This window comes from Pseudomonas sp. LBUM1643, assembly GCF_059716215.1.
Window position 1 is genome coordinate 370,298 of record NZ_CP166813.1, and the last position, 24,283, is coordinate 394,580.

The 24,283-nt window shown below is 58.5% G+C and carries 20 protein-coding genes; 11 read left to right on the forward strand and 9 right to left on the reverse strand.

Features of this window, described 5'->3' with window-relative positions:
- Nucleotides 1-135 precede the first annotated feature (135 nt).
- From hutH (ACA063_RS01630) to ACA063_RS01680, 11 genes are all read left to right on the forward strand, one after another.
- A complete protein-coding gene (hutH, locus tag ACA063_RS01630) occupies nt 136-1,659 on the forward strand; it encodes a histidine ammonia-lyase (protein ID WP_497664530.1) in 1,524 nt (507 codons plus the stop codon).
- A 115-nt stretch (nt 1,660-1,774) separates the two neighbouring features.
- Nucleotides 1,775-3,307, forward strand: coding sequence for a histidine ammonia-lyase (gene hutH / locus ACA063_RS01635; protein ID WP_497664531.1), 1,533 nt, complete (start codon nt 1,775-1,777; stop codon nt 3,305-3,307).
- A 160-nt stretch (nt 3,308-3,467) separates the two neighbouring features.
- Nucleotides 3,468-4,673 (forward strand): imidazolonepropionase, encoded by a 1,206-nt coding sequence (hutI, locus tag ACA063_RS01640; RefSeq protein WP_497664532.1) that lies wholly within the window; start codon nt 3,468-3,470, stop codon nt 4,671-4,673.
- 10 nt (nt 4,674-4,683) lie between these two features.
- The gene (hutG, locus tag ACA063_RS01645; protein WP_497664533.1) at nt 4,684-5,487 is read left to right on the forward strand and encodes an N-formylglutamate deformylase; all 804 of its coding nucleotides are present in this window, start codon (nt 4,684-4,686) and stop codon (nt 5,485-5,487) included.
- A gap of 216 nt (nt 5,488-5,703) precedes the next feature.
- Nucleotides 5,704-6,675, forward strand: a complete 972-nt coding sequence (gene pip / locus ACA063_RS01650) for a prolyl aminopeptidase (protein WP_497664534.1) — start codon at nt 5,704-5,706, stop codon at nt 6,673-6,675.
- Nucleotides 6,672-7,109: a D-aminoacyl-tRNA deacylase gene (gene dtd / locus ACA063_RS01655; RefSeq protein WP_497664535.1), complete on the forward strand. Its 438-nt coding sequence runs from the start codon at nt 6,672-6,674 to the stop codon at nt 7,107-7,109. Before pip ends, dtd begins: the two co-directional genes overlap by 4 nt.
- 322 nt (nt 7,110-7,431) lie before the next feature.
- On the forward strand, nt 7,432-9,270 hold the full coding sequence (locus ACA063_RS01660) for a glucan biosynthesis protein G (RefSeq protein ID WP_497664536.1): 1,839 nt from the start codon (nt 7,432-7,434) through the stop codon (nt 9,268-9,270).
- Nucleotides 9,263-11,833, forward strand: a complete 2,571-nt coding sequence (gene mdoH, locus ACA063_RS01665) for a glucans biosynthesis glucosyltransferase MdoH (protein WP_497664537.1) — start codon at nt 9,263-9,265, stop codon at nt 11,831-11,833. The genes ACA063_RS01660 and mdoH overlap by 8 nt, the downstream gene beginning before the upstream one ends.
- A gap of 192 nt (nt 11,834-12,025) precedes the next feature.
- Nucleotides 12,026-12,823 (forward strand): transporter substrate-binding domain-containing protein, encoded by a 798-nt coding sequence (locus tag ACA063_RS01670; protein WP_123361163.1) that lies wholly within the window; start codon nt 12,026-12,028, stop codon nt 12,821-12,823.
- A gap of 130 nt (nt 12,824-12,953) precedes the next feature.
- On the forward strand, nt 12,954-13,913 hold the full coding sequence (locus ACA063_RS01675) for an amino acid ABC transporter permease (protein ID WP_497664538.1): 960 nt from the start codon (nt 12,954-12,956) through the stop codon (nt 13,911-13,913).
- The gene (locus ACA063_RS01680) at nt 13,906-14,640 is read left to right on the forward strand and encodes an amino acid ABC transporter ATP-binding protein (RefSeq protein ID WP_497664539.1); all 735 of its coding nucleotides are present in this window, start codon (nt 13,906-13,908) and stop codon (nt 14,638-14,640) included. The genes ACA063_RS01675 and ACA063_RS01680 overlap by 8 nt, the downstream gene beginning before the upstream one ends.
- A gap of 219 nt (nt 14,641-14,859) precedes the next feature.
- Here the strand turns inward: ACA063_RS01680 and ACA063_RS01685 are convergent, their stop codons facing one another.
- The 9 genes from ACA063_RS01685 to hisI form a co-directional block, all read right to left on the reverse strand.
- Nucleotides 14,860-15,375, reverse strand: a complete 516-nt coding sequence (locus tag ACA063_RS01685) for a fibronectin type III domain-containing protein (RefSeq protein ID WP_497664540.1) — start codon at nt 15,373-15,375, stop codon at nt 14,860-14,862.
- A 93-nt stretch (nt 15,376-15,468) separates the two neighbouring features.
- A complete protein-coding gene (locus ACA063_RS01690) occupies nt 15,469-18,792 on the reverse strand; it encodes a fibronectin type III domain-containing protein (protein WP_497664541.1) in 3,324 nt (1,107 codons plus the stop codon).
- Between the two features lie 245 nt (nt 18,793-19,037).
- Nucleotides 19,038-20,954: a methyl-accepting chemotaxis protein gene (locus ACA063_RS01695; protein ID WP_497664542.1), complete on the reverse strand. Its 1,917-nt coding sequence runs from the start codon at nt 20,952-20,954 to the stop codon at nt 19,038-19,040.
- A 258-nt stretch (nt 20,955-21,212) separates the two neighbouring features.
- Nucleotides 21,213-21,920, reverse strand: a complete 708-nt coding sequence (locus tag ACA063_RS01700) for a 16S rRNA (uracil(1498)-N(3))-methyltransferase (protein WP_497664543.1) — start codon at nt 21,918-21,920, stop codon at nt 21,213-21,215.
- On the reverse strand, nt 21,917-22,711 hold the full coding sequence (gene tatC / locus ACA063_RS01705) for a twin-arginine translocase subunit TatC (RefSeq protein ID WP_162440009.1): 795 nt from the start codon (nt 22,709-22,711) through the stop codon (nt 21,917-21,919). Before tatC ends, ACA063_RS01700 begins: the two co-directional genes overlap by 4 nt.
- Nucleotides 22,708-23,169 (reverse strand): Sec-independent protein translocase protein TatB, encoded by a 462-nt coding sequence (gene tatB, locus ACA063_RS01710; protein ID WP_497664544.1) that lies wholly within the window; start codon nt 23,167-23,169, stop codon nt 22,708-22,710. The genes tatC and tatB overlap by 4 nt, the downstream gene beginning before the upstream one ends.
- 10 nt (nt 23,170-23,179) lie before the next feature.
- Nucleotides 23,180-23,455 (reverse strand): twin-arginine translocase TatA/TatE family subunit, encoded by a 276-nt coding sequence (locus ACA063_RS01715; RefSeq protein ID WP_497664545.1) that lies wholly within the window; start codon nt 23,453-23,455, stop codon nt 23,180-23,182.
- A gap of 25 nt (nt 23,456-23,480) precedes the next feature.
- The gene (locus tag ACA063_RS01720; RefSeq protein WP_007899279.1) at nt 23,481-23,813 is read right to left on the reverse strand and encodes a phosphoribosyl-ATP diphosphatase; all 333 of its coding nucleotides are present in this window, start codon (nt 23,811-23,813) and stop codon (nt 23,481-23,483) included.
- Nucleotides 23,806-24,207 carry a phosphoribosyl-AMP cyclohydrolase gene (gene hisI / locus ACA063_RS01725; RefSeq protein WP_162440012.1) on the reverse strand — a complete coding sequence of 134 codons (402 nt, stop codon included), beginning with the start codon at nt 24,205-24,207 and terminating at the stop codon, nt 23,806-23,808. The genes ACA063_RS01720 and hisI overlap by 8 nt, the downstream gene beginning before the upstream one ends.
- Nucleotides 24,208-24,283 lie beyond the last annotated feature (76 nt).

The following is a 24,283-nucleotide window of genomic DNA, read 5'->3' on the forward strand; positions in this document are numbered from 1 at the left end:
TAATTTGTGTTGGCTGGGCTGGCCTCATCGCGAGCAGGCTCACTCCTACAGTTGGAATGCGTAACCCCTGTAGGAGTGAGCCTGCTCGCGATAGCGGCGGTGAAGCTGCATCAATATTCCGGATTGAGGTCAATGATGTCCCAGGCTGAAAAAATCGTTATCACCGAAGCACAGGTAACCTGGCAGAACGTAGTCGCCGTCGCTCGGCATGGTGCACAACTTGAGCTGTCGGCGCCGATCTGGGCGCGGATCGAGAATGCCCAGGCGATCGTCCAACGCATCGTCACCAGTGGCGAACGTGCCTATGGCATCAACACCGGTCTGGGCGCGCTGTGCAACGTTTCGCTGCAGGACGAACAACTCAGTCAACTGTCGCGTAACACACTGCTCAGTCACGCCTGTGGCGTTGGCGCTCCGCTGGCCGACGAACAGACGCGCGCGATCATGTGCGCGGCCGTCATCAACTTCACGCAGGGCAAGTCCGGCCTGCATCGACGGGTCGTCGAAGCCCTGTTGGCGCTGCTCAATCGCGGCATCACTCCGCAAGTGCCGTCCCAGGGGTCGGTCGGTTACCTGACCCATATGGCCCACATCGGCATCGCGCTGCTGGGCGTCGGCAATGTCAGCTATCGCGGACACATCGTTTCCGCGCAACAGGCCCTCGCCGAAGAAGGCCTGCAGCCGGTTCAGCTTGGCGCTAAAGACGGTTTGTGCCTGGTCAACGGTACGCCGTGCATGACCGGCCTCAGCTGCCTCGCCATTGCCGATGCAACGCGCCTGGTGCAATGGGCCGATGTGATCGGCGCCATGAGCTTCGAGGCTCAACGCGGCCAGATTGCGGCGTTCGACGCCGAAATCATCGCGCTCAAGCCGCACCCCGGCATGCAACAGGTCGGAATCAACTTACGAGCGTTGCTGGATGGCAGTGAAGTGATCGCCTCGAGCAAGGGCATTCGCACTCAGGATGCGTTGAGCATTCGTTCGATCCCTCAGGTCCATGGCGCTGCTCGCGATCAGCTTGAGCACGCGACGAAGCAGATCGAAACCGAACTCAATGCCGCCACCGACAATCCGTTATTGCTGGGCACGCCGGATAATTTCCGCATCATGTCCCAGGCTAACCCGCACGGTCAGTCGGTGGCATTCGCGGCGGATTTGCTGGCCATCGCCATGGCGGAGATCGGCTCCATCGCCGAGCGTCGCCTGGATCGCTTGATCAACCCGCACGTCAGCGGCCTTCCGGCCTTTCTCGTGGCCAACCCGGGCGTGAACTCCGGGATGATGATTGTGCAATACGTCGCCGCTTCGCTGTGCGCGGAAAACCGCCAATTGGCGCAACCGGCTGTGCTCGACAACTACGTCACCTCGGGCCTGCAGGAAGATCACCTGAGCATGGGCACCAACGCCGCGCTCAAGCTGCATCGCGCCCTGGAAAACTGCACGCAGATTCTCGCCATCGAGTACTTGCTGGCGGCCCAGGCGTTCGAGTTCCTGAAAACGCAGCGCTTTGGTGCTGGCACCGAGGCGGCGTGGCGTCTGCTGCGCGAACGTGTCCCGGCTTACGATCAGGATCGCTGGTTGGCGCCGGACATTGCCGCTGCTGCCAGCGTGTTGAAAGAACCGAATTTGCTGCACAAGGCTTTGCCGAATCTCAACTGATTTTCCCAACACCAGCGTGCCAAGGCGCGTCTCCTCAAAAGGCGAGACGCGACGGACAACGGACATATCCGGAGCGTCTGGTTAGTTAGTAAATAACTCTCAAAAGGAGCAAAAAATGACTGCGCTTAACCTGATTCCCGGCCAACTGAGCCTTGCCCAACTGCGTGATATCTATCAGCAGCCGGTCAAAATCACCCTCGACAGCAGCGCTTCGGCCCAGATCGAAGCCAGTGTCGCGTGCGTGGAACAGATCCTCGCCGAGAACCGCACTGCATACGGCATCAACACCGGTTTTGGCCTGCTGGCCTCGACCCGTATCGCCAGCGAAGACCTGGAAAACCTGCAGCGCTCGCTGGTGCTGTCCCACGCCGCCGGTGTTGGCGAACCGATCAGCGACGCGCTGGTGCGGCTGGTCATGGTGCTCAAGGTCAACAGCCTGAGCCGTGGCTTCTCCGGTATTCGCCGGGTGGTGATCGACGCGCTGATCGCCCTGATCAACGCCGAGGTTTATCCCCACATTCCATTGAAAGGCTCCGTCGGCGCCTCGGGTGATCTGGCGCCATTGGCGCACATGTCGCTGGTACTGCTGGGCGAAGGCAAGGCACGCTACAAAGGCGAATGGCTGGAGGCGACCGAAGCGCTGAAAGTAGCTGGCCTGACCCCGCTGACGTTGGCGGCGAAAGAAGGTCTGGCGCTGCTCAACGGTACTCAGGTGTCCACCGCTTATGCGCTGCGTGGTCTGTTCGAAGGGGAAGACCTGTTCGCTGGTGCTGTTGCGCTGGGTGCATTGACGGTTGAAGCCGTGCTGGGTTCGCGCTCACCGTTCGACGCCCGTATCCATGCAGCGCGTGGTCAGAAAGGCCAGATCGACGCCGCGGCCGCTTACCGCGATCTGCTCGGCGAGCGCAGCGAAGTGTCCGACTCGCATCAGAACTGCGAGAAGGTTCAGGACCCGTACTCCCTGCGCTGCCAGCCACAAGTCATGGGCGCCTGCCTGACCCAGTTCCGCCAGGCCGCCGAAGTGCTCGCCGTCGAAGCCAACGCTGTTTCGGATAACCCGCTGGTGTTCGCGGCTGAAGGCGATGTGATTTCTGGCGGTAACTTCCACGCCGAGCCCGTGGCCATGGCCGCTGACAACATGGCGTTGGCGATCGCGGAGATCGGCTCCCTGAGCGAGCGTCGTATCTCGTTGATGATGGACAAGCACATGTCGCAACTGCCGCCGTTCCTGGTGGCCAATGGCGGCGTGAACTCCGGTTTCATGATCGCCCAGGTGACGGCTGCCGCATTGGCCAGCGAGAACAAGGTATTGTCCCATCCGCATTCCGTGGACAGCCTGCCCACCTCGGCCAACCAGGAAGACCACGTGTCCATGGCGCCAGCGGCGGGCAAGCGTCTGTGGGAAATGGCCGAAAACACTCGCGGTGTTCTCGCGGTGGAATGGCTGGCAGCGTGCCAGGGCCTGGACTTGCGTGAAGGCTTGAAGACCTCGGCGAAGCTGGAACAGGCGCGTGGGATTCTGCGTAAAGAAGTGCCGTTCTATGAGAAAGACCGTTTCTTCGCGCCGGACATCATCGCCGCGACTGAGTTGTTGGCGACCCGTTGCTTGAACGAGCTGGTGTCGACGAAGTTGCTGCCGAGCCTGTAAGCCGGCCCCTGTAGGAGCTGCCGCAGGCTGCGATCTTTTGATCTTGCTTTTTAAAAGATCGCAGCCTCGTTGCACTCGACAGCTCCTACAGGGGAATGCACATCCCCTGTGGGAGCGGGCTTGCTCGCGAATCGATTTTGAACAAGACAAGGAATACGGGATGAAAACTCTCTGGCAACACTGCCACGTCGCAACCATGGCGCGGGGCGTCTACTCGATTATCGAGGATGCGGCCATCGTGACGTCCGGTGCGCACATTGAGTGGGTCGGCCCGCGCGGTGAACTGCCGTCCGGCGAGTACCCGGCGGTCAACGATTTGAAAGGGGCCTGGGTTACACCGGGCCTGATCGACTGCCACACCCACACGGTGTTCGGCGGTAACCGCAGCGGCGAATTCGAGCAGCGACTGCAAGGCGTCAGCTACTCGGAAATCGCCGCCAAAGGTGGTGGTATCGCCAGCACCGTTCGCGCCACCCGCGCCGCGACCGAAGACGAACTGTTCGCCAGTGCCGCCAGGCGTCTGAAAAGCCTGATGCGCGATGGCGTTACCAGCATCGAAATCAAATCCGGCTACGGCCTGGACCTGGACAACGAGCGCAAGATGCTGCGCGTGGCCCGTCGCCTGGGCGCCGAACTGCCGGTCAGCGTGCGCACCACCTGCCTGGCCGCTCACGCCCTGCCGCCGGAATACGTGGATCGCGCCGACGCCTACATCGATCACATCTGCGCCGACATGCTTCCGGCGCTGGCCGCTGAAGGTCTGGTGGATGCAGTGGACGCCTTCTGCGAATACTTGGCGTTTTCGCCGGCGCAGGTCGAGCGGGTATTCATTGCCGCACAGGAACTTGGATTGCCGGTGAAGCTGCATGCCGAGCAACTATCGTCGCTGCATGGCTCGAGTCTGGCCGCGCGGTACCACGCCCTGTCTGCCGATCATCTGGAATTCATGACCGAAGACGATGCCATCGCCATGGCGAAGTCCGGCACCGTCGCGGTGTTGCTGCCGGGAGCGTTCTACTTCCTGCGTGAGACCCAGCTGCCACCGATGGACGCCCTGCGCAAACACGGTGTGAAAATCGCCATTGCCAGCGATCTGAACCCCGGCACTTCGCCTGGGCTGTCGTTGCGCCTGATGCTGAACATGGCGTGCACCTGCTTCCGCATGACCCCGGAAGAAGCCCTGGCCGGCGCGACGATTCATGCCGCCACCGCTTTGGGTATGGCTGACACCCACGGTTCGCTGGAGGTCGGCAAGGTCGCAGATTTTGTTGCCTGGCAAATCGATCGTCCTGCCGACCTGTCGTACTGGCTGGGCGGTGATCTGGAAAAACGCGTCGTGCGTCACGGCGTCGAAACGAGCGTTTAGGAGAACAGTTGTGGATAAGGTTCTGAACTTCAAACAAGGCCGTGTGCCGCTGCTGATCAGCATGCCTCACGCCGGCTTGCGCCTGACACCTGCGGTCGAAGCCGGGTTGATCCCCGATGCGCGCAGCTTGCCGGATACCGACTGGCACATCCCCACGCTTTATGAATTTGCCGCTGAACTGGGCGCCAGCACCCTGGCTGCCGAGTACTCGAGATTTGTCATCGACCTGAACCGTCCGTCCGATGACAAGCCTTTATATGCGGGTGCCACGACCGGTCTGTATCCCGCGACGCTGTTCGATGGCATTCCGTTGTTCCGTGAAGGCATGGAGCCGTCGGCGACAGAGCGGGCGACGTACCTGGAGCAGATCTGGACGCCGTATCACAGCACCTTGCAGAACGAGCTGGCTCGACTCAAAGCCGAATTCGGCTATGCATTGCTGTTCGATGCGCATTCGATTCGCTCGATCATCCCGCACCTGTTCGATGGCAAGCTGCCGGACTTCAACCTGGGTACCTTCAATGGTGCCAGTTGCGATCCGCAATTGGCGTCGCAGTTGGAGGCGATCTGCGCTCGTCACGGCGAGTACAGCCATGTGCTGAACGGCCGCTTCAAGGGCGGCCACATCACCCGAAACTACGGCAACCCGGCCGAGAACATTCATGCGGTGCAGCTTGAACTGGGGCAGTGCACGTACATGGAAGAGTTCGAGCCGTTCCGTTACCGGCCTGACCTCGCGGCACCGACTCAGGTGGTGCTGAAGGAATTGCTGCAAGGGTTGCTGGCGTGGGGTCAGCAACGCTACGGTGCTTAACCTGTAGGAGCTGCCGCAGGCTGCGATCTTTTGATCTTCAAATGCAACGTCAAAAGATCGCAGCCTTCGGCAGCTCCTACGAGGGGGCGGGATTGTTCAGGAATATGCGCGCTTACGCCGGGACATGCTCATTCACGTAATTCGGGTTTATGATGCCTCACGGCAGAATAATAGTAGTCCCCCCAGGGATGACCTCGACCCCTTACGGAGCGCGCAATGCAGACTTTGTACCCGCAGATCAAACCCCACGCCCGGCACGATCTGGCCGTCGATGACACCCACACACTCTACGTTGACGAAAGCGGTTCACCGGAAGGTTTGCCGGTGGTGTTCATTCACGGCGGTCCCGGCGCCGGATGTGATGCCCAGAGCCGCCGTTACTTCGATCCGAACCTGTATCGCATTGTCACTTTCGACCAGCGCGGCTGCGGTCGCTCCACGCCCCACGCCAGCCTGGAAAACAACACCACCTGGGATCTGGTCGCCGACCTTGAGCGAATTCGTAAACACCTGGGTATCGAGAAATGGGTGCTGTTCGGCGGTTCCTGGGGCTCGACGCTGGCGCTGGCGTACGCGCAGACCCACCCGGAGCGCGTACACGGCCTGATCCTGCGCGGGATTTTTCTCTGCCGTCCGCAAGAAATAGAGTGGTTCTACCAGGCTGGCGCCAGCCGTCTGTTTCCGGATTACTGGCAGGACTACATCGCGCCGATCCCGATGGACGAGCGCGGCGACTTGCTCACGGCATTCCACAAACGCCTGACCGGCAACGATCAGATCGCCCAGATGCACGCGGCCAAGGCCTGGTCCACATGGGAAGGGCGGACCGCGACCTTGCGTCCGAACCCGCTGGTCGTCGATCGTTTCTCCGAGCCGCAGCGCGCCTTGTCGATCGCCCGCATCGAATGTCACTACTTCACCAACAATGCGTTTCTTGAACCGAACCAGCTGATTCGTGACATGGGCAAGATCGCCCACTTGCCTGGCGTGATCGTCCATGGCCGTTACGACGTCATCTGCCCATTGGATAATGCCTGGGAATTGCACCAGAACTGGCCCAATAGCGAACTGCAAGTCATCCGTGACGCCGGTCATGCGGCCTCCGAACCGGGCATCACCGACGCACTGGTACGTGCCGCCGACTTGATGGCGCGGCGTATGCTCGACCTGGCGCCAGAAGAAGCATGAAGGGGTTGCTGCAGCGCGTGCGAGGCGCGCGAGTCGAAGTAGAGGGTGAGGTGGTCGGCGCGGTCGACCAGGGTTTGTTGGTTTTGGTGGCGGTCGAACCCGACGATACGCGGGCCAACGCCGACAAACTTCTCCATAAACTGCTTAACTATCGGGTGTTCAGTGACGCTGAAGGCAAAATGAATTTGTCCTTGGCCGATGTCGGTGGTGGGCTGCTGCTGGTCTCTCAGTTCACCCTTGCCGCCGACACGCGTAGCGGGTTGCGCCCGGGTTTTTCGACCGCCGCCCCTCCGGCCTTGGGTGAAGAGCTTTTCGACTATCTATTAAACAAAGCGAAACAAGTGCATGGCACTGTGGCATCAGGTAGATTCGGCGCGGATATGCAGGTGCACCTGGTCAATGATGGCCCGGTCACCTTCCTGTTACAGACCTGAAAGCGCTTGAAACAACTTTTTAAGCCCTTTTCGACTGAAAGCAGGGGTTTTTCGCGATAAATACTTTGTTACCCCTGATGCGTTGTAACGCGGCCTGCTAGATAATCGCGCGCTACGGGGATCAGCGTTCGTTGGCCCATTTTTGACTTAGGTAGAGACTTGTCCTGGACCTCTTGGGGAATCATTTTGCCCCATAGGAGTCGGAACAATGCTCGCCAACTTGGCAAGAGTCGTTCGCAGGGTCGGGTTTTCGATACCGTACACCGTGCAGGCACTTTAACTGGCCGTTGGTTTTTTGATCTGTTTTCGGCGAGGGTTGCTCGTGATTGTTAGTCCCTGTAATGCTCCAAAATTGTCTGCCAAACGGTTCCGAAGCGCTCTGGTAGCGGGCTCTGCACTGCTCTGCCTGCTCAGCGCCGGTCAGCTTTGGGCTTTCAGTCTGGATGATGTATCGGCCAAGGCAAAAGAGTTGGCCGGGCAGAAATACGAAGCCCCGCGCAGTAATCTGCCGAACGAATTCCGCGAGATGAAATTCGCGGACTATCAAAAAATTCGCTTCCGCACTGAAAAAGCCGAATGGGCCGATCAAAAAACCCCGTTCAAGCTGTCCTTCTATCACCAGGGTATGCACTTCGATACGCCGGTGAAAATCAACGAAATCACGGCTAACACCGTCGAAGAGATCAAATACGACCCAACTCGTTTCGATTTCGGCGATGTGCAGTTCGATCCTAAGGCCACCGAACAACTGGGTTATGCCGGTTTCCGTGTGCTGTACCCGATCAACAAAGCCGACAAGCAAGACGAAATCATGACCATGCTGGGCGCGAGCTATTTCCGCGTTGTCGGCAAAGGTCACACCTATGGCTTGTCCGCTCGCGGCATGGCCATTGACACTGCTTTGCCGTCCGGCGAAGAGTTTCCGCGGTTCACCGAATTCTGGATTCAACAGCCGAAGCCGGGCGACAAGCACCTGGTGATCTTCGCGCTGCTGGATTCGCCACGAGCGACCGGTGCCTACCGTCTGACCCTGCGTCCGGGCAGCGACACCGTTGTCGACGTCAAGGCGCAAATGTTCCTGCGTGACAAGGTCACCAAGCTGGGCATCGCTCCGCTGACGAGCATGTTCCTGTTCGGTGCCAACCAGCCTTCCAAAGTGCTGAACTACCGTCGCGAGCTGCACGATTCGAGCGGTCTGGCTATCCATGCCGGCAACGGCGAATGGATCTGGCGTCCGCTGAACAACCCTAAACACCTGTCCGTGAGCAACTTCGCAATTGAAAATCCGCGTGGTTTTGGCTTGCTGCAACGTGGCCGCGACTTCAGCCACTATGAAGACCTGGATGACCGTTACGACAAACGTCCAAGTGCCTGGATCGAGCCAAAAGGCGATTGGGGCAAGGGTTCTGTAGACCTGGTGGAGATCCCGACGGCCGATGAAACCAACGACAACATCGTTGCGTTCTGGAGCCCGGAAAAGCTGCCTGAGCCTGGCCAGCCGCTGGACGTCGCTTATCGCATGCACTGGACCATCGACGAAGCTGCGCTGCACGCACCGGACAGCGCCTGGGTCAGCCAGACCTTACGCTCCACAGGTGACGTCAAGCAGTCCAACCTGATCCGTCAGCCGGATGGCAGCGTTGCTTATCTGGTGGACTTCGAAGGTCCGTCCCTGGCGGCTTTGTCGCCGGATACCGACGTTCGCAGTCAGGTCAGCGTTGGCGATAACGCCGAGCTGGTCGAGAACAGCGTGCGCTACAACCCTGAAACCAAGGGCTGGCGCTTGACCCTGCGCATGAAGATCAAGGATCCGGGCAAGTCCACCGAGATGCGTGCGGCCCTGGTGCAGAACATCGTGCCTGCCGATCTCGCCAAGACATCGCTCCCGGTCTCTAACTCTTCTGTGGCCAAGGCCGACAAGGTTGCCGCCAAGCAGCAGGAGAAGGCGGACAAGGAAGCAAAAGAAGCCAAGCAGGCAGAGGCCAAACCGGCCGATGCCAAACCGGCCGATGCCAAGCAGGCAACGGATACCCAAAACAAGGACAACAAAGACGCCAAGCAGCCTGCAGCTGCCGACGCGGCCCCAGCCACACCGGAATCGGCACCGACTGAAGAAGTCCTGACCGAGACCTGGAGCTACCAGTTGCCTGCCGATGAGTAATTCTCAAGTACAGCCAGAGACTCTTGCCGAGTATCTGGCGCATCTGCCGATGACCGACGAGCAGCGCGCGGAACTCGCGGGCTGCCAGTCGTTCAGTGAACTGCATCAACGACTGTCGTCCTCGACGTTCGACGCACCGAGCGAGGCCGCCCAGGCCTCGGTCGGCAAACGCCTGACCTTGAGCACCGCTGAAGAACTGCAAGACGCGGAAATGCTGGTGCTGGATGCCAGTGGCCGGGTGTGCCTCAAGGCAACCCCGCCGATTCGTCGGACCAAAGTCGTGCCGGAGCCGTGGCGCACCAACATTCTGGTGCGCGGCTGGCGTCGCCTGACCGGTCGCACCAATCCGCCGGCTCCGCCGAAGGATGAACGTGTACTGCCGGCCGCTCGCTGGCGCACGGTGGGTTCGATCCGTCGTTACATATTGCTGGTACTGATGCTCGGCCAGACGATCGTCGCCGGCTGGTACATGAAAGGCATCATGCCGTACCAGGGCTGGTCGTTTGTCGACCTCAACGAAGTGCTGCATCAACCACTGTTGCAAACGGCCACGCAAGTACTGCCGTATGCACTGCAGACCAGCATTCTGATTCTGTTCGGGATTCTGTTTTGCTGGGTATCGGCCGGTTTCTGGACAGCGCTGATGGGCTTCCTCGAGTTGCTCACCGGTCACGATAAATACCGCATCTCCGGTAAAAGTGCTGGCAATGAGCCGATCGCCAAGGACGCACGCACCGCGTTGGTGATGCCGATCTGCAACGAAGATGTACCGCGGGTTTTCGCCGGACTGCGAGCGACGTTCGAGTCGGTAGCCGCCACGGGTGACCTGGACCGCTTCGACTTCTTCGTGCTCAGCGACAGTAACGATGCAGACATCTGCGTCGCCGAACAGCAAGCCTGGCTGGACGTCTGCCGTGAAGCCAAAGGCTTTGGCAAGATTTTCTACCGTCGCCGTCGTCGTCGCGTCAAACGCAAAAGCGGCAACCTCGACGACTTCTGCCGTCGCTGGGGCGGTGACTACAAGTACATGGTCGTACTCGACGCGGACTCCGTGATGAGCGGCGAATGCCTGACCAGTCTGGTGCGCTTGATGGAAGCCACGCCGGACGCTGGGATTATCCAGACCGCGCCGCGTGCATCGGGCATGGACACGCTGTATGCACGCATGCAGCAGTTCGCCACCCGTGTTTACGGTCCGCTGTTTACCGCCGGTCTGCACTTCTGGCAGTTGGGCGAATCCCACTACTGGGGTCACAACGCGATCATCCGCATGAAGCCGTTCATCGAGCATTGCGCCCTGGCGCCGTTGCCCGGTAAAGGCGCATTCGCCGGTGCGATTCTGTCCCACGACTTCGTTGAAGCCGCGCTAATGCGCCGTGCCGGCTGGGGTGTGTGGATTGCCTACGATTTGCCGGGCAGCTATGAAGAACTGCCGCCCAACCTGTTGGACGAACTCAAGCGCGACCGTCGTTGGTGCCACGGCAACCTGATGAACTTCCGGTTGTTCCTGGTCAAGGGCATGCACCCGGTTCACCGTGCGGTGTTCCTGACAGGCGTGATGTCTTACCTGTCGGCGCCGTTGTGGTTCTTTTTCCTGGTGCTGTCGACGGCGCTGCTGGCGGTCAACACGCTGATGGAGCCGCAGTACTTCATGGAACCGCGTCAGCTCTATCCGCTATGGCCGCAATGGCATCCGGACAAGGCGGTCGCGCTGTTCTCGACCACGGTCGTGCTGTTGTTCCTGCCGAAGCTGTTGAGCATCATCCTGATCTGGGCCAAGGGCGCGAAAGAGTTCGGTGGCAAGTTCAAGGTGACGATGTCGATGCTGCTGGAGATGCTGTTCTCCATGCTGCTGGCGCCGGTACGGATGATCTTCCACACCCGTTTCGTTCTTGCCGCGTTCCTCGGCTGGGCCGCCACCTGGAACTCGCCACAACGTGACGATGACTCCACGCCGTGGAGCGAAGCGGTAAAACGCCATGGTCCGCAGACCTTGCTGGGCTTTTTCTGGGCGTTGCTGGTGATCTGGCTGAACCCGAGCTTCCTGTGGTGGCTGGTGCCGATCGTCGGTTCGTTGATGTTGTCGATTCCGGTGTCGGTGATTTCCAGTCGTGTCGGCCTGGGCCTCAAGTCCCGTGACGAGAGCCTGTTCCTGATCCCTGAGGAATACAATCCGCCGCAGGCATTGGTGGCCACCGACCAGTACACCCATGAAAACCGCTATCACGCGCTGAACGACGGCTTCATCCGGTCGGTGGTCGATCCACAGCAGAACGCCTTGGCGTGTTCGCTGGCGACCTCCCGTCACGGTCAGGCCGAGCCAATTGAGTGGCTGCGCGTCGAGCGTGTGCGCCACGCGTTGAAGGTCGGGCCTGAAGGCCTGAACAACAACGAGCGCTTACAGCTGCTGAGTGACCCTGTGGCATTGGGTCGTCTGCATGAGCAAATCTGGAACGAAAGTCACCCCGAGTGGCTGGAAGCCTGGCGCAAATCGTTGAAAGCTGATCCCCATGCGCCGTTGTTGCCGCTCAAGCCACTGAGCGTGCAGCCTCAGTTGGCCTAACCCAAAAAACCCCGCGAAAGCGGGGTTTTTTGTTGCAAGATCCTGCTTAAACCCTTGTGCAAACGGCCGAGTACGTTAGCATCCGTTCCCGAATTGGTGCGCCCGGACAACTTTCTGTTCGTATCTGCCGGTTTCTCAAGAGAAACCCGCCGATTGCGTGCCTCACACCGCAATGGTTTTGGGGACTTGATGATGAAGAAGTATCTTTCGATGCTGCTGGTCGGCGTCACGGCTTTGGTTGCAATCAACACGGCGCAGGCCGGTGCCATCGATGACGCGGTCAAGCGCGGCACGCTGAAAGTCGGGATGGACCCGACTTATATGCCGTTCGAAATGACCAACAAGCGCGGCGAAATCATCGGTTTCGAAGTCGACATCCTCAAAGCCATGACCAAGGCCATGGGCGTCAAGCTGGAGCTGGTGTCCACCGGCTACGACGGCATCATCCCGGCCCTGATGACCGACAAGTTCGACATGATCGGCAGCGGCATGACCCTGACCCAGGAACGCAACCTGCGCCTGAACTTCAGCGACCCCTTCATCGTGGTCGGCCAGACCCTGCTGATACGCAAGGAGCTCGAAGGCACCATCAAGTCCTATAAAGACCTGAACACCGCCGACTACCGCATCACCTCCAAGCTCGGCACCACCGGTGAAATGGTCGCCAAAAAGCTCATCTCCAAAGCCAAATACCACGGCTACGACAACGAGCAGGAAGCTGTACTTGACGTGGTCAACGGCAAGGCCGACGCGTTCATCTACGACGCGCCATACAACGTTGTAGCGGTGAACAAGGTCGGTGCCGGCAAGCTGGTGTTCCTCGACAAGCCGTTCACCTACGAGCCGCTGGCCTTTGGTTTGAAGAAGGGTGACTACGACAGCCTCAACTTCATCAACAACTTCCTGCACCAGATCCACGAAGACGGCACCTACGATCGCATCCATGACAAGTGGTTCAAAGACACCGCTTGGCTCAAGGATATGGAATAAGCGCCGGTCAGACTGACCGCGTCGCCTCAATCGCGAGCAGGCTCACTCCTACAGGGGAACGCATTCCTGTGTAGGAGTGAGCCTGCTCGCGATGAGGGCCTCCAAGGCAATACAAATCCCGGAATGTGCAATGAAACAGAAGAAAGCCCAATGGCCATGGCACGTTCTCACCGTGCTCGTGCTAATCGGCCTGGCCGGCGCGTTGTATTACGCCACCTCGCTGATGTCCTACGAATGGCGCTGGAACCGCGTGCCCCAATACTTCGCCTATCACGCCGAAGAGTCCCAGCGCGCCGCGGATATCTCCACCGTCAGCGAACTGGTGCGCAAGGGCGACAAGGCTGAAGTCACCCTGCGCAACGACGCTGGCGATGAACAGCACCTGATCGTGGACGACAACAGCTTGCAAGTCGCTCAAGGCGATGATGTCGCTGAAGGCGATGTCATTGGTGTCACCCGCCATTGGGCGGCGGGTCCGCTGTTGTGGGGCCTTTGGACGACCTTGTGGCTGTCGGTAGTGTCGGGAGTGCTCGGCTTGTTGATCGGCCTCGCCACCGGCCTGTGCCGTCTGTCGAACAACCCGACGTTGCGCGACCTCTCGACGATCTACGTCGAACTGGTACGCGGCACGCCGCTGTTGGTGCAGATCTTCATTTTCTACTTCTTCATCGGCACCGTGATGAACCTGTCCCGGGAGTTCGCCGGGATCGCCGCGCTTTCGCTGTTCACTGGCGCCTATGTTGCGGAGATCATTCGTTCCGGTGTGCAGTCGATCGCCCGAGGCCAGAATGAAGCGGCGCGCTCTCTGGGTTTGAGTGCCGGTCAATCGATGCGACATGTCGTGCTGCCTCAAGCATTGAAGCGCGTACTGCCGCCCTTGGCCGGGCAGTTCATCAGCCTGGTGAAAGACACCTCATTGGTGTCGGTGATCGCGATTACTGAATTGCTTAAAAGCGGCCGCGAAGTCATCACCACCTCGTTCTCGCCGTTCGAGATCCTGTTCTGCGTGGCCGGTCTTTATCTGTTGATCAACCTGCCGCTGTCGAAAATCGCCAGCCGGCTTGAGCGGAGGCTCGCGCAAAGTGATTGAAGTTCGCGATCTGGTAAAAGTCTTCGACACCCGCGGCCAGGTGGTTCGGGCTGTGGATAACGTCACGACGCACGTGAAGCGGGGCGAGGTGCTGGTGGTGATCGGCCCGTCCGGCTCCGGCAAGTCGACCTTCCTGCGGTGCCTCAACGGTCTGGAAGAATTCGATTCGGGTTCCGTGAGTATCGACGGCCTGCAACTGGCCGATCCTAAAACCGACGTGAACGCCTATCGCCGTGAAGTCGGCATGGTGTTCCAGCATTTCAACCTGTTCCCGCACATGACCGTGCTGGAGAACCTCTGCCTGGCGCAAAAGGTTGTGCGCAAGCGTGGCAAGAGAGAGCGCGAGGCGAAGGCGTTGGCGTTGCTGGAAAAGGTTGGAATCGCACAGAAGGCCAACGAATTTCCATCGCGCTTGTCCGGCGGTCAGCAGCAACGTGTGGCGATTGCCCGCGCGCTGGCGATGGAACCGAAGGTCATGCTGTTCGATGAACCGACCTCCGCGCTCGATCCGGAAATGGTCGGCGAGGTGCTGGACGTGATGAAGACGCTGGCCGTGGAAGGCATGACCATGGTCTGCGTCACCCATGAAATGGGTTTTGCCCGGGAAGTGGCGGATCGGGTGTTGTTCTTTGATCACGGCAAATTGTTGGAAGACGCTTCGCCGGACGAGTTCTTTGCCTCGCCGAAGGATCTGAGGGCTCAGGCGTTTTTAAGGCAGGTGCTGTAAGGTTGCTGGCGAATAAGGCCGTGAAGATCACGGCCTGCGGTTGCTGAAAACTTCATCCGCACAGTTTTCAGCGGGATTTCCAAAGGTGCTACGTACAGGGAATAGCGCGGGCCGCTCGTATTTCGACTCCCCATGACGGCATGCCTCATGCAGCCGTCATGGTGGACCGCTTTCATCCAAGCCCGCGAAGTTGGCCTTGCTGGCAGCCTGTACCTTCGATCAACCTCTGATAGAGGCTGGGTCGGAGTATTTCCCATCGCGTATCGCGCGCACCTCGAAGAGATACGTAGTATCCGCTGCCAAATCATTGAACATCAAATTAATTTCCGATATCTCCCGGATGACACGTCCATCCCGAGATAGCTGATAACCCGTAACACCGCCACTCTCCATCGGTGGTTCCCATTGGATAGTTCCTGTCCGATTGGAAAGCCGATTGAACCGCAGGTTGGTCGACGGGTTCATGTTCAAACCTGTGGTGTGAACCGTAAGATACTCAAAATCACCAGCGTTTTCGGCGGTATCCACCGCACAGACGTTGAAGACGTACTTGGTACCACCTTCAAGGTCCATCGCCATGTAACGGATATAGGTATCTGTGCTATCGATGTCTGCGAGCCATTCCTCGCCACGGAATAGCGTAGGTCTGGTTACCCCGACATTATCGGTGGCAGTGCAGCATCTGGAGCCTGCCCGAGGGGCGGCCTCCGTAAAAGTGATTCCGGTGCAGGCCATTCGCCGTGATGGTGATTGTCGAGACAAAACCTTGGGCCCGGCTCCGGGCCCAAGGCAACCGGCTGCAACGCTGAAGCGATGTACTTGCGACGCCTACGGGCTCGTGGCTGGGTCTGAGTCGGTATAGTACCCGTCAACATCCTTTGCCCGCACCACGATTGACCACGGAGTAACCACGTCTTCGGTAATAAAGGCTAGCGTGCCCGAGTGGTGATTGACCTTGCCCACCGGATCGCCGTTTCGCCGAATCTCATAGAAGAAATCTTTATTGCTCGTCGAACCGTCCCACGCTATGTAGGTGCGGCCCATCAGGTCCATAGCCCTGACGTTGGTTGGCTTGGAAGGGCCGCTTGTGTCTATTGTTTTGACCCGCAGTGTATCGGAGTCGGCATAGTTCTCCGCAGCGTCCAGCGCGCGCACCTTGAAATCATAGAAGGTAGCACTGGTTAAGCCACTGACCGTGTAACAAGTGTTGTTAATTGTGGTGATTGGAACGTTGCCGCGGAAAATTACATAGCCCGTGACCGCGACGTTATCACTGGATGCTGCCCACTCCAGCGTGACGGAGTTACCGGTGATGCCGGTGGGTCGCAAGTTTAATGGCTTGGAAGGGGCGGTTGCGTCTGGTGTGGTGACTGGCAGTTCATCGGAATCGGCAAAGTTACCCGCAGCATCCATCGCGCGCACCTTGAAAAAATAGGAAGTACCGTCGGTCAAGCCACGGGCGAGGTACAACGTGATGCCGGTCATGTCGATCGGATCGTTATTGCGGAAGATTTGATAGCCCGTGACCGCGACGTTATCACTGGATGCATTCCACTCCAGGAGGGCGTAGTCGCTTGCGAGGTCGACGGTTCGGAGGTTGGTTGGCTTGGAAGGAGCGATTGAGTCTGTTGTTTTGACTGGCAGTGGATCGGAGTCGGCAAAGTTCCCCGCAGCGTCCAGCGCGCGCACCTTGAAAATATAAGAGGTACCACTGGTTAAGCCACTGATCGTGTAACGGGTGTTGTTAATTGTGGTGATCGGATCGTTGTTGCGGAAAATTACATAGCCCGTGACCGCGACGTTATCACTTGATGCTGTCCACTCCAGCGTGACGGAGTTATCGGTGATGGCGGTGGGTCGGAGGTTGGTTGGCTTCGAAGGGGCTGTTTTGTCGTTATCCACCGTTTCGGAATCGGCAAAGTTTCCAGCAATATCCCGTGCCCGCACCGTGATACGCCAGGGAGTGACCAAGTCTTCAATCGCAAAGTTTAGCGTGCCCGAGTAGTGATTGACCTTACCCACCGGTTCGCCGTTTCGCCAAATCTCATAGAAGAGACCGTCATTGCTCGTCGAACCGTCCCAAAACACGTAGGTCTTGCCTTCCAAGTCCGCGGCCCTGACGTTGGTTGGTTTGGAAGGTAGGGGCCAGCCAATCCTGAATCTTAACTCGTCGGAATCAGTAGAGTTTCCACTCGTATCCAGCGCGCGCACCTTGTATGTGTAGGTTCCGTCAAGGACGGTTTCGCTGAAAACGTTACTGTCAACTGTCCCAATCGGTGTCGTGTTGCGGATGATCTGATAGCCGGCGACTGCGACGTTATCACTGGACGGATCCCACGTCAGCGTGACGGAGTTAGTGTTCGTCGCAGTGGCTGCAAGATTGGCAGGTTTGGTGGGAGGGATCTGGTCGCCGATCGCTGCCAGTGGATCAGAGTCGGAAAAGTTACTACTGGTATCTACAGCGCGAACGACGTAGGTAACCCCAGAAGTTTCATTGACTTGAAGGAAAGTATGCGTGTTCGTACCTATTGGTGTTGGTTCGTTGTTACGATAAACCTCGTAATGTCTGATGGCGACATTATCAATCGATCTTTCCCACGAAAGGTACGATATCTTCGTTCCAACGTCATAGGTCTTGATTCGCAGGTTAAAGGGTCTGCTGGGGCTTGTGATATCTGGAATAGCTATTTTAGCTTCAGCAACAGCACCGATACCATCGGTGAAGTTGGCGACAACCTGGAAGTGATAGGTTCTTCCGTCAGCTAACCCTGTGATCGGATATTGTCTGAGGGTGGAGGGGAGAGTGGCAAGATATGTTCCGTTCTGGAAAACATTGTAGCCGGAGAGGGCATTAGTGTCTGATGGGCTCTCCCATTCCAATTGAACGTCACGGGTGCCTATCTGGTTGATGTAAAAGTGTGAGGCGATAGATTGCGCGGCTTTGAATGCCCTGTCTCGTGTGGCATGGATGCATCGGTCAACGACGCCGGTCCCAGCGAAAAAATCAATTTGAATCATGTTGCCCCGGGTAGGTTGTCGATAATTCGGCGATATAACGTTATTAAAAAATGTATCCCAGAAAATCGCTGAAGAGTCATATCGTACAGGCCCCGAAAGTAAATCGTAGCCGCATGCAAACATAGACCAAAGTTGGTTTGGCAGCGACCCACCCCATACTTGGTCCATGTACCTGGCAATTGAATATTGGCTGTTTTGATCATCCCCCGTCCATTTTTGATTGACTTTTGGCCAGCAAAGTGGATGTGGATAGTTCCACGCGATGATTACATTTTTGCCTGGGTGTCGGCTGCGAATTTGCTTGATCGTCAGGTCGTATGCGTCGGCTGGGATACAACGATCCCTTAGTCCGAACAGCAGTTCATTAAATGCGTACGCCTCATCATCAACGAATACTTCGTGAAAGCCTAAGATCACTATTTCGTCAGGATTTTGCTCTGCGAAATGAGAGACTGCGTTGCGGCATTCGGATAAGTAACGACTTGCGTGAAATCCGTTGTGTTCAAACCTGCGCCCGTACAATCGTAGATCCAGTGCTCGAATACCACCATTCAGTTGATAGGTAAACGAGTCGTCCTGACACGCCGCCCACCAATCAGCCGGCCAACCAGCCCCTTCCTGGTCGACGCCCGCATTATGGGCTAACGGCAATACCAGATCACGTATCTTCAAGTGTTCCAGGGAGGTGCCAATATCCGTCATCCAACGACTGTAATTAGTCAAGGCTATAGGGTGTTGAAACATCAGGTTGTAGCGGATAACGCTGATGGAGTGTTCTGCCATTGTGCCATCGTTACTGACCATCAGGACGAGGGCGAGGTTTGTGTTGTCGCCCAGCTTGGCCAACACGTCAAGTGGCAGTTCGCCACTGAATGCTGATGTACCTGTTGAAGTGCCTGCTGATACGGCCTCTGCCAACTCAATGACACCGCGGCGCCCATCGGCGTATGTGCATTCGCAATGTAGCCATAGTTTTGACTGGTTGTTGATTCCTATCCAAGGCGGAACGGTAACGACAGGGCTGGCCGTGAGGGTGTTGTAGTTCAATACATCATTTTCCGTGTCAGACACGGTGGGCGGTAATAAAAAAGAGTCAGGCGTTTGCGGTTCGTGATCTTGCTCTTGGATTGACATGATGGCACCTGTTTATGCGTTGGTATCAGGATTGATTTAACGCGCTACAAGGCCCATCGACCACTATCAGAACTGTTAGTAGAGAGAGTGATTAAAGTGGTCTATCGTCCAGCATTTTCATTTTACAAACAGTTATTGACGACTCGGTCTAATGTGGGGGCGAGACCGGCTTGCCGGCGAAGACGGCCCCACTCGCGACTTGGCGGGAGCGGGGCTCCCGCGCCACAAGCCTATTGTTATGCCCTTTAAACCTTGAACCGCCCCACCAGCATCTGCAAATGGGTGCCAAGCCGCGCCAGCTCCACGCTAGAGGCCGCGGTCTCTTCACTGGCGGCCGAAGTCTGCTCAGACACGTCGCGCACGTTCAGCACGCTGCGGTTGATCTCTTCAGCCACGGCGCTTTGTTGCTCAGCGGCAGCGGCGATCTGCTGGTTCATCGACTGGATCGCCGACACGGTGCGGGTGATGTTTTCCAGTGAACCACCCGCGCGGCGGGTCAGTTCGACGCTGCTGTCGGTCAAGGCGCGGCTGTTGTCCATGATGGTGGCGACTTGCTGGGTGCCGGCTTGCAGGCCGACGATCAGCTCTTCGATCTCTTCGGTGGACTTCTGGGTGCGCTGGGCCAGGCTGCGGACTTCGTCAGCAACCACGGCAAAGCCGCGTCCGGCCTCACCGGCGCGGGCGGCTTCGATGGCTGCATTGAGGGCCAGCAGGTTGGTTTGCTGGGCCACGGATTTGATCACGTCGAGCACGCTGCCGATCTTGTCGCTTTCGCGCTTGAGATGACCCATGGCTTCGGTGGAGTTGCCCACTTCAAGGGCCAGGCGCTCGATCTGGGCGATGGCTTCGCTCACCACTTTGTCACCTTCGCGGGCTTGCTGATCGGCGGCAACGGCGGCTTCCGAGGCTTCTTCGGCGTTGCGTGCGACTTCCTGCACGGTGGCGGTCATTTCGTTCATGGCGGTCGCGACCTGGTCGGTTTCGACTTTCTGGCTGTTGACGCCGGCGCTGGTCTGTTCGGTGACCGCGGACAATTCTTCGGCGGCGCTGGCGATTTGCGTCACACCGTCGCTGATGCCACTGATCAGTTCGCGCAGACCTTGGGTCATGCTCTGAATGGCGCGCTGCAGCTGGCCAAGTTCGTCCTGGCGCTGGGAGATGAGGTTGTGAGTCAGGTCGCCCGCCGCAATGCGCTCGGCGACTTTTAGAGTCTGGTTCAGAGGAATCACAATTTGACGAGTAATGGCCCAGGCCGCGAGCAAACCAAACGCCAGCGCTAGAAGGGTGGCCAGCAGCAGCATGTTTTTGGCATGCGCGGCATCGGTGTCACGTACGACGGTCTGCGACGCCGTCAGCTTTTTGCTGAGGTCGATCAGGATTTCACCTTGTGCGGCCATGTGTTTCAGAGCTGTGGCGTTTGCTGTCTGCGAGTCTCGGAACTGGCTGACGGCCGCGCGGTAAGCTTTTAGTGATTCAGTGGCGTGTTGCAGGTTGGCGAGGTGCTGTGCCGGCACTTTGGACGGCAGGTTCTCCAGGCTTACCAAAGCCTTGTCGATAGCATCCAGCGCGGGTTGCTCTGCCTCGGCCTTACCGCTGTAGGTGTAACCGCGGACCTGATAGCGCGCTTGTTGGAGCAGCTTGCTCAGCTCGATCACGTTGCTGTAATCGGCAACGCTTTCGCCTTGCAGCATGGATTTTTCCACCGTGGCGACCTGGGCAACGGCATTGTCGGCGGTCGCCCCGAGTTTGCTGCGGGCGTCTTCGCGCGTAACGGTGGCTTGGGTCATGTCGGCAAAGGCGCGCTTGTACTCGGCGACGGCGGCAATTTGCTGGTCAACCATGGCGGCGTCAGCAGGTTGCTCAATCATCGTACGCGCCGTTTTCAGGCTGGTCTCGAGTTTGCCCAGCACTTCGTTGACCGCGCCCGGGCCTTGTTCGCCGCGACGCGTGTCGTAGTTCATTCGGGCAATGCGCAGGTCCTGGCTCAGCTCGATCAGGCTGGAAATGAAACCCAGCTTGTCACCTCGGTTCAGCACGCCGCTCAGACCGGTCCAACCGGTGAAGGTGATCAACGACGTCAGCAGCAAAACGAGGCCGAAACCCACCCCCAGCTTGCGATTGACGCTGACGTTTCCCAGTTTATCGGCTAGCCATTGGTACATGCTGAAACTCCCTCGAACCGCTCATAGGTTTTATGGGAGTTTTATCGGCAGGTGTGCCGGATACTGAAGTCGTGAGAAATGACCTGAAGACCTTCGCATTTCCTGTAGCAGCTGGCGAAGCCTGCGTTCGGCTGCGAAGCAGTCGCCAACCCCTTGAAATCGGTCAGCCTGAAGGACCGCAGTACCCAAACTGGCGACTGCTTTGCAGCCGAACGCAGGCTTCGCCAGCTGCTACAGGGGGCGAGTAAGGGAGGAGTGTCAGAAAAGGCGTGCGAGCAGCGCAGTGACGGCTGTTTCTACCCGAAGAATGCGCTCGCCAAGCTGCACCGGTTGCAGGCCGGACTTGCCCAACAGATCGATCTCGTAGGGAATCCAGCCACCTTCCGGGCCGATGGCCAGGGACACTGGTTCATTCAGGCCGCGAGGACAAGCGGGGTAGTTACCGGGATGGCCCACCAGCCCAAGGGTGCCTTCGCTGATCGCCGGCAGGCGGTCTTCGACGAACGGCTTGAAGCGTTTCTCGATGACGATCTCCGGCAAGACGGTGTCCCGGGCCTGTTCCAGCCCAAGGATCAACTGCTCGCGAATCGCCTCTGGCTCCAGGAACGGCGTTTGCCAGAAGCTCTTTTCGACGCGATAGCTGTTCACCAGGATGATCCGCGGCACACCCATGGCCGCTACGGTCTGAAACACCCTACGGAGCATTTTCGGGCGTGGCAGGGCCAAAATCAGGGTCAATGGCAGCTTGGTCGGTGGCGATTGGTCAAGGGTGACCCGCAATTCGGCCTCATCCGCATCCAGGCGCAGCAGTTCAGCCGAACCCATCAATCCGCCAACGCGGCCTACCCGCAAGCTGTCACCGACTTCAGAGCGGTGGACTTCCTGCATGTGGGTCAACCGGCGATCGCGCAGGATCGCCCGGTCGGCCGCAATGAAATCAGCTTCCTCGAGCAGCAGCAGGTTCACGGTTGGGTCGCTGGCGGCTGGTCGTTGTGATCGTCAACCGGCTGGTCGTCCGGATGCTCGCCACGTTTGCTGATCAGGCTGCCAAACAGGATGCCGATCTCGAACAGCAGCCACATCGGAACGGCCAACAGCGTCTGCGAGAAGATGTCCGGCGGCGTCAGGATCATGCCGACTACGAAGCAGCCGATGATCACGTACGGACGGATTTTCTTCAGGTATTTGACGTCGACCACGCCGATCCACACTAGCAGCACCACGGCCACCGGGATTTCGAACGCTACACCGAAGGCAAAGAACAGCGTCATGACGAAGTCGAGGTAGCTGCTGATGTCCGTCATCATTTCCACGCCAGCCGGGGTGGCGGCGGCGAAGAATTTGAAGATCAGAGGGAATACCAGGTAATAGGCGAACGCCATGCCGGCGTAGAACAACAGAATGCTGGACACCAGCAAAGGCACCGCGATGCGCTTCTCGTGCTTGTAAAGGCCTGGTGCGATGAAGCCCCAGATCTGATGCAGGATGACCGGGATCGCCAAGAACAGCGAGACCATCATGGTCAGCTTCAGCGGTGTCAGGAACGGTGACGAGACGTCGGTGGCAATCATCGTCGCGCCGACTGGCAGGTATTGCCGCAGCGGCGTGGAGACGAAGGTATAGATCTGCTGGGTAAAGGCGAACAAACCGGCAAAGACGATGAAGATCGCCGCTACACAGCGCAGCAAACGGGTACGCAACTCGGTGAGGTGCGAAACCAGCGGCATGTGCTGGTCATTTTCAGGAAGGTCGCTCATGGGGCTCGCGGCGGCAATGGGGTGTCGTGAGGCGCCGTGGTTGTCGGCGCGGCGGCAGGAGCAACAGGTTCAGCGGGAGCCATGACCGGTGCCGGTTCAACGGTTGTCACCGTTTCCGTCGGCGAAGTGGCGGGTGCAGCTTCTGTCGTCGGAGCGTGGATCGTTGGCGTCGTCACCGGTTCGACAGGCTGAACCGGTGTGGCCTCCTGCTGGGTCGGCGAGAAGATCTTCCGCGCCTCCTGCTCCAGCGACAGAATGTGCTCGTTGTGCAGTTGCCGACGAATCTCGTCAGCGCCAATCTCACGTTCAACTTCCTGTTTGATCGCGTTGAAGCTGCGCTTCAGACGCCCGACCCACAGGCCAGCCGTACGCGCAGCACCCGGCAGACGCTCTGGGCCCAATACCAGCAGGGCGACGAGGCCGACGAGCAGCAGTTCAGAGAAGCTGATACCGAACATTAGTCTGTGCTCACACGTCTTTGCGGATTGGCTCTTCGACTTTTTGTGCCTGCACATCGATGGTGTGCGGCTGGTTCACCGGTGTGGCCTGAGGCTGGACGGGCGGAACCGGTTGAGCCGGGGTCACGGTTGGATCAGCCGGTTTTTCGTCATCATTCATGGCTTTGCGAAAGCCCTTGATGGACTCGCCGACGTCAGTCCCGAGGTTTTTCAGTTTCTTGGTGCCGAATACCAAAACGACAACAACCAGGATCACGATCCAGTGTTTCCAGTCAAAAATGCCCATGTTGCTGCTCCTCTCTAATAGTTGTTCAGGCGGACGGGCGCGAGGCTTTCTCGGCGTGTCCGGACAGACCGAAGCGACGGTCCAGTTCATCGAGTACAGCCTGAGGATGCTGCCCCAGTTGGGCGAGCATCACCATGCTGTGGAACCACAGGTCAGCGGTTTCGTAGATCACATCGCTGCAGTCACCGCTGATGGCGGCATCCTTGGCGGCAATGATGGTTTCGACCGACTCTTCGCCGACTTTTTCCAGAATCTTGTTCAAGCCCTTGTGGTACAGGCTGGCGACATAGGAGCTATCGGCGGCGGCGCCTTTGCGCTCTTCCAGCACCTGGGCCAGACGGGTCAGAGTGTCACTCATGTTTGTGTCCTGCGGAATAGATGGCATGCGGGTCTTTCAGGACCGGGTCGACGGTTGTCCAGTCGCCGTTTTCGAAGACGCGATAAAAGCAGCTCTGGCGACCGGTATGACAGGCGATGTCACCGACTTGCTCGACCATCAGAATGATCACGTCGGCGTCACAGTCCAGGCGCATCTCATGCAAGGTCTGCACGTGACCGGACTCTTCACCCTTGCGCCATAGCTTGCCCCGGGACCGGGACCAGTAAATGGCGCGGTTTTCGGCAGCGGTCAGTTCCAGCGCTTCACGGTTCATCCAGGCCATCATCAGGACGCGTCCGGTCTTGTGATCCTGAGCAATCGCGGGCACCAGGCCATCGGCGTCCCACTTGATCTCGTCCAGCCAGTTTTTCATCTTCGACTCCGATGCAGGCTCTCACTTCATTGATCGAGGCCCACGTGAAATTCAGCGTTGAAACAGTGTGCCAGCG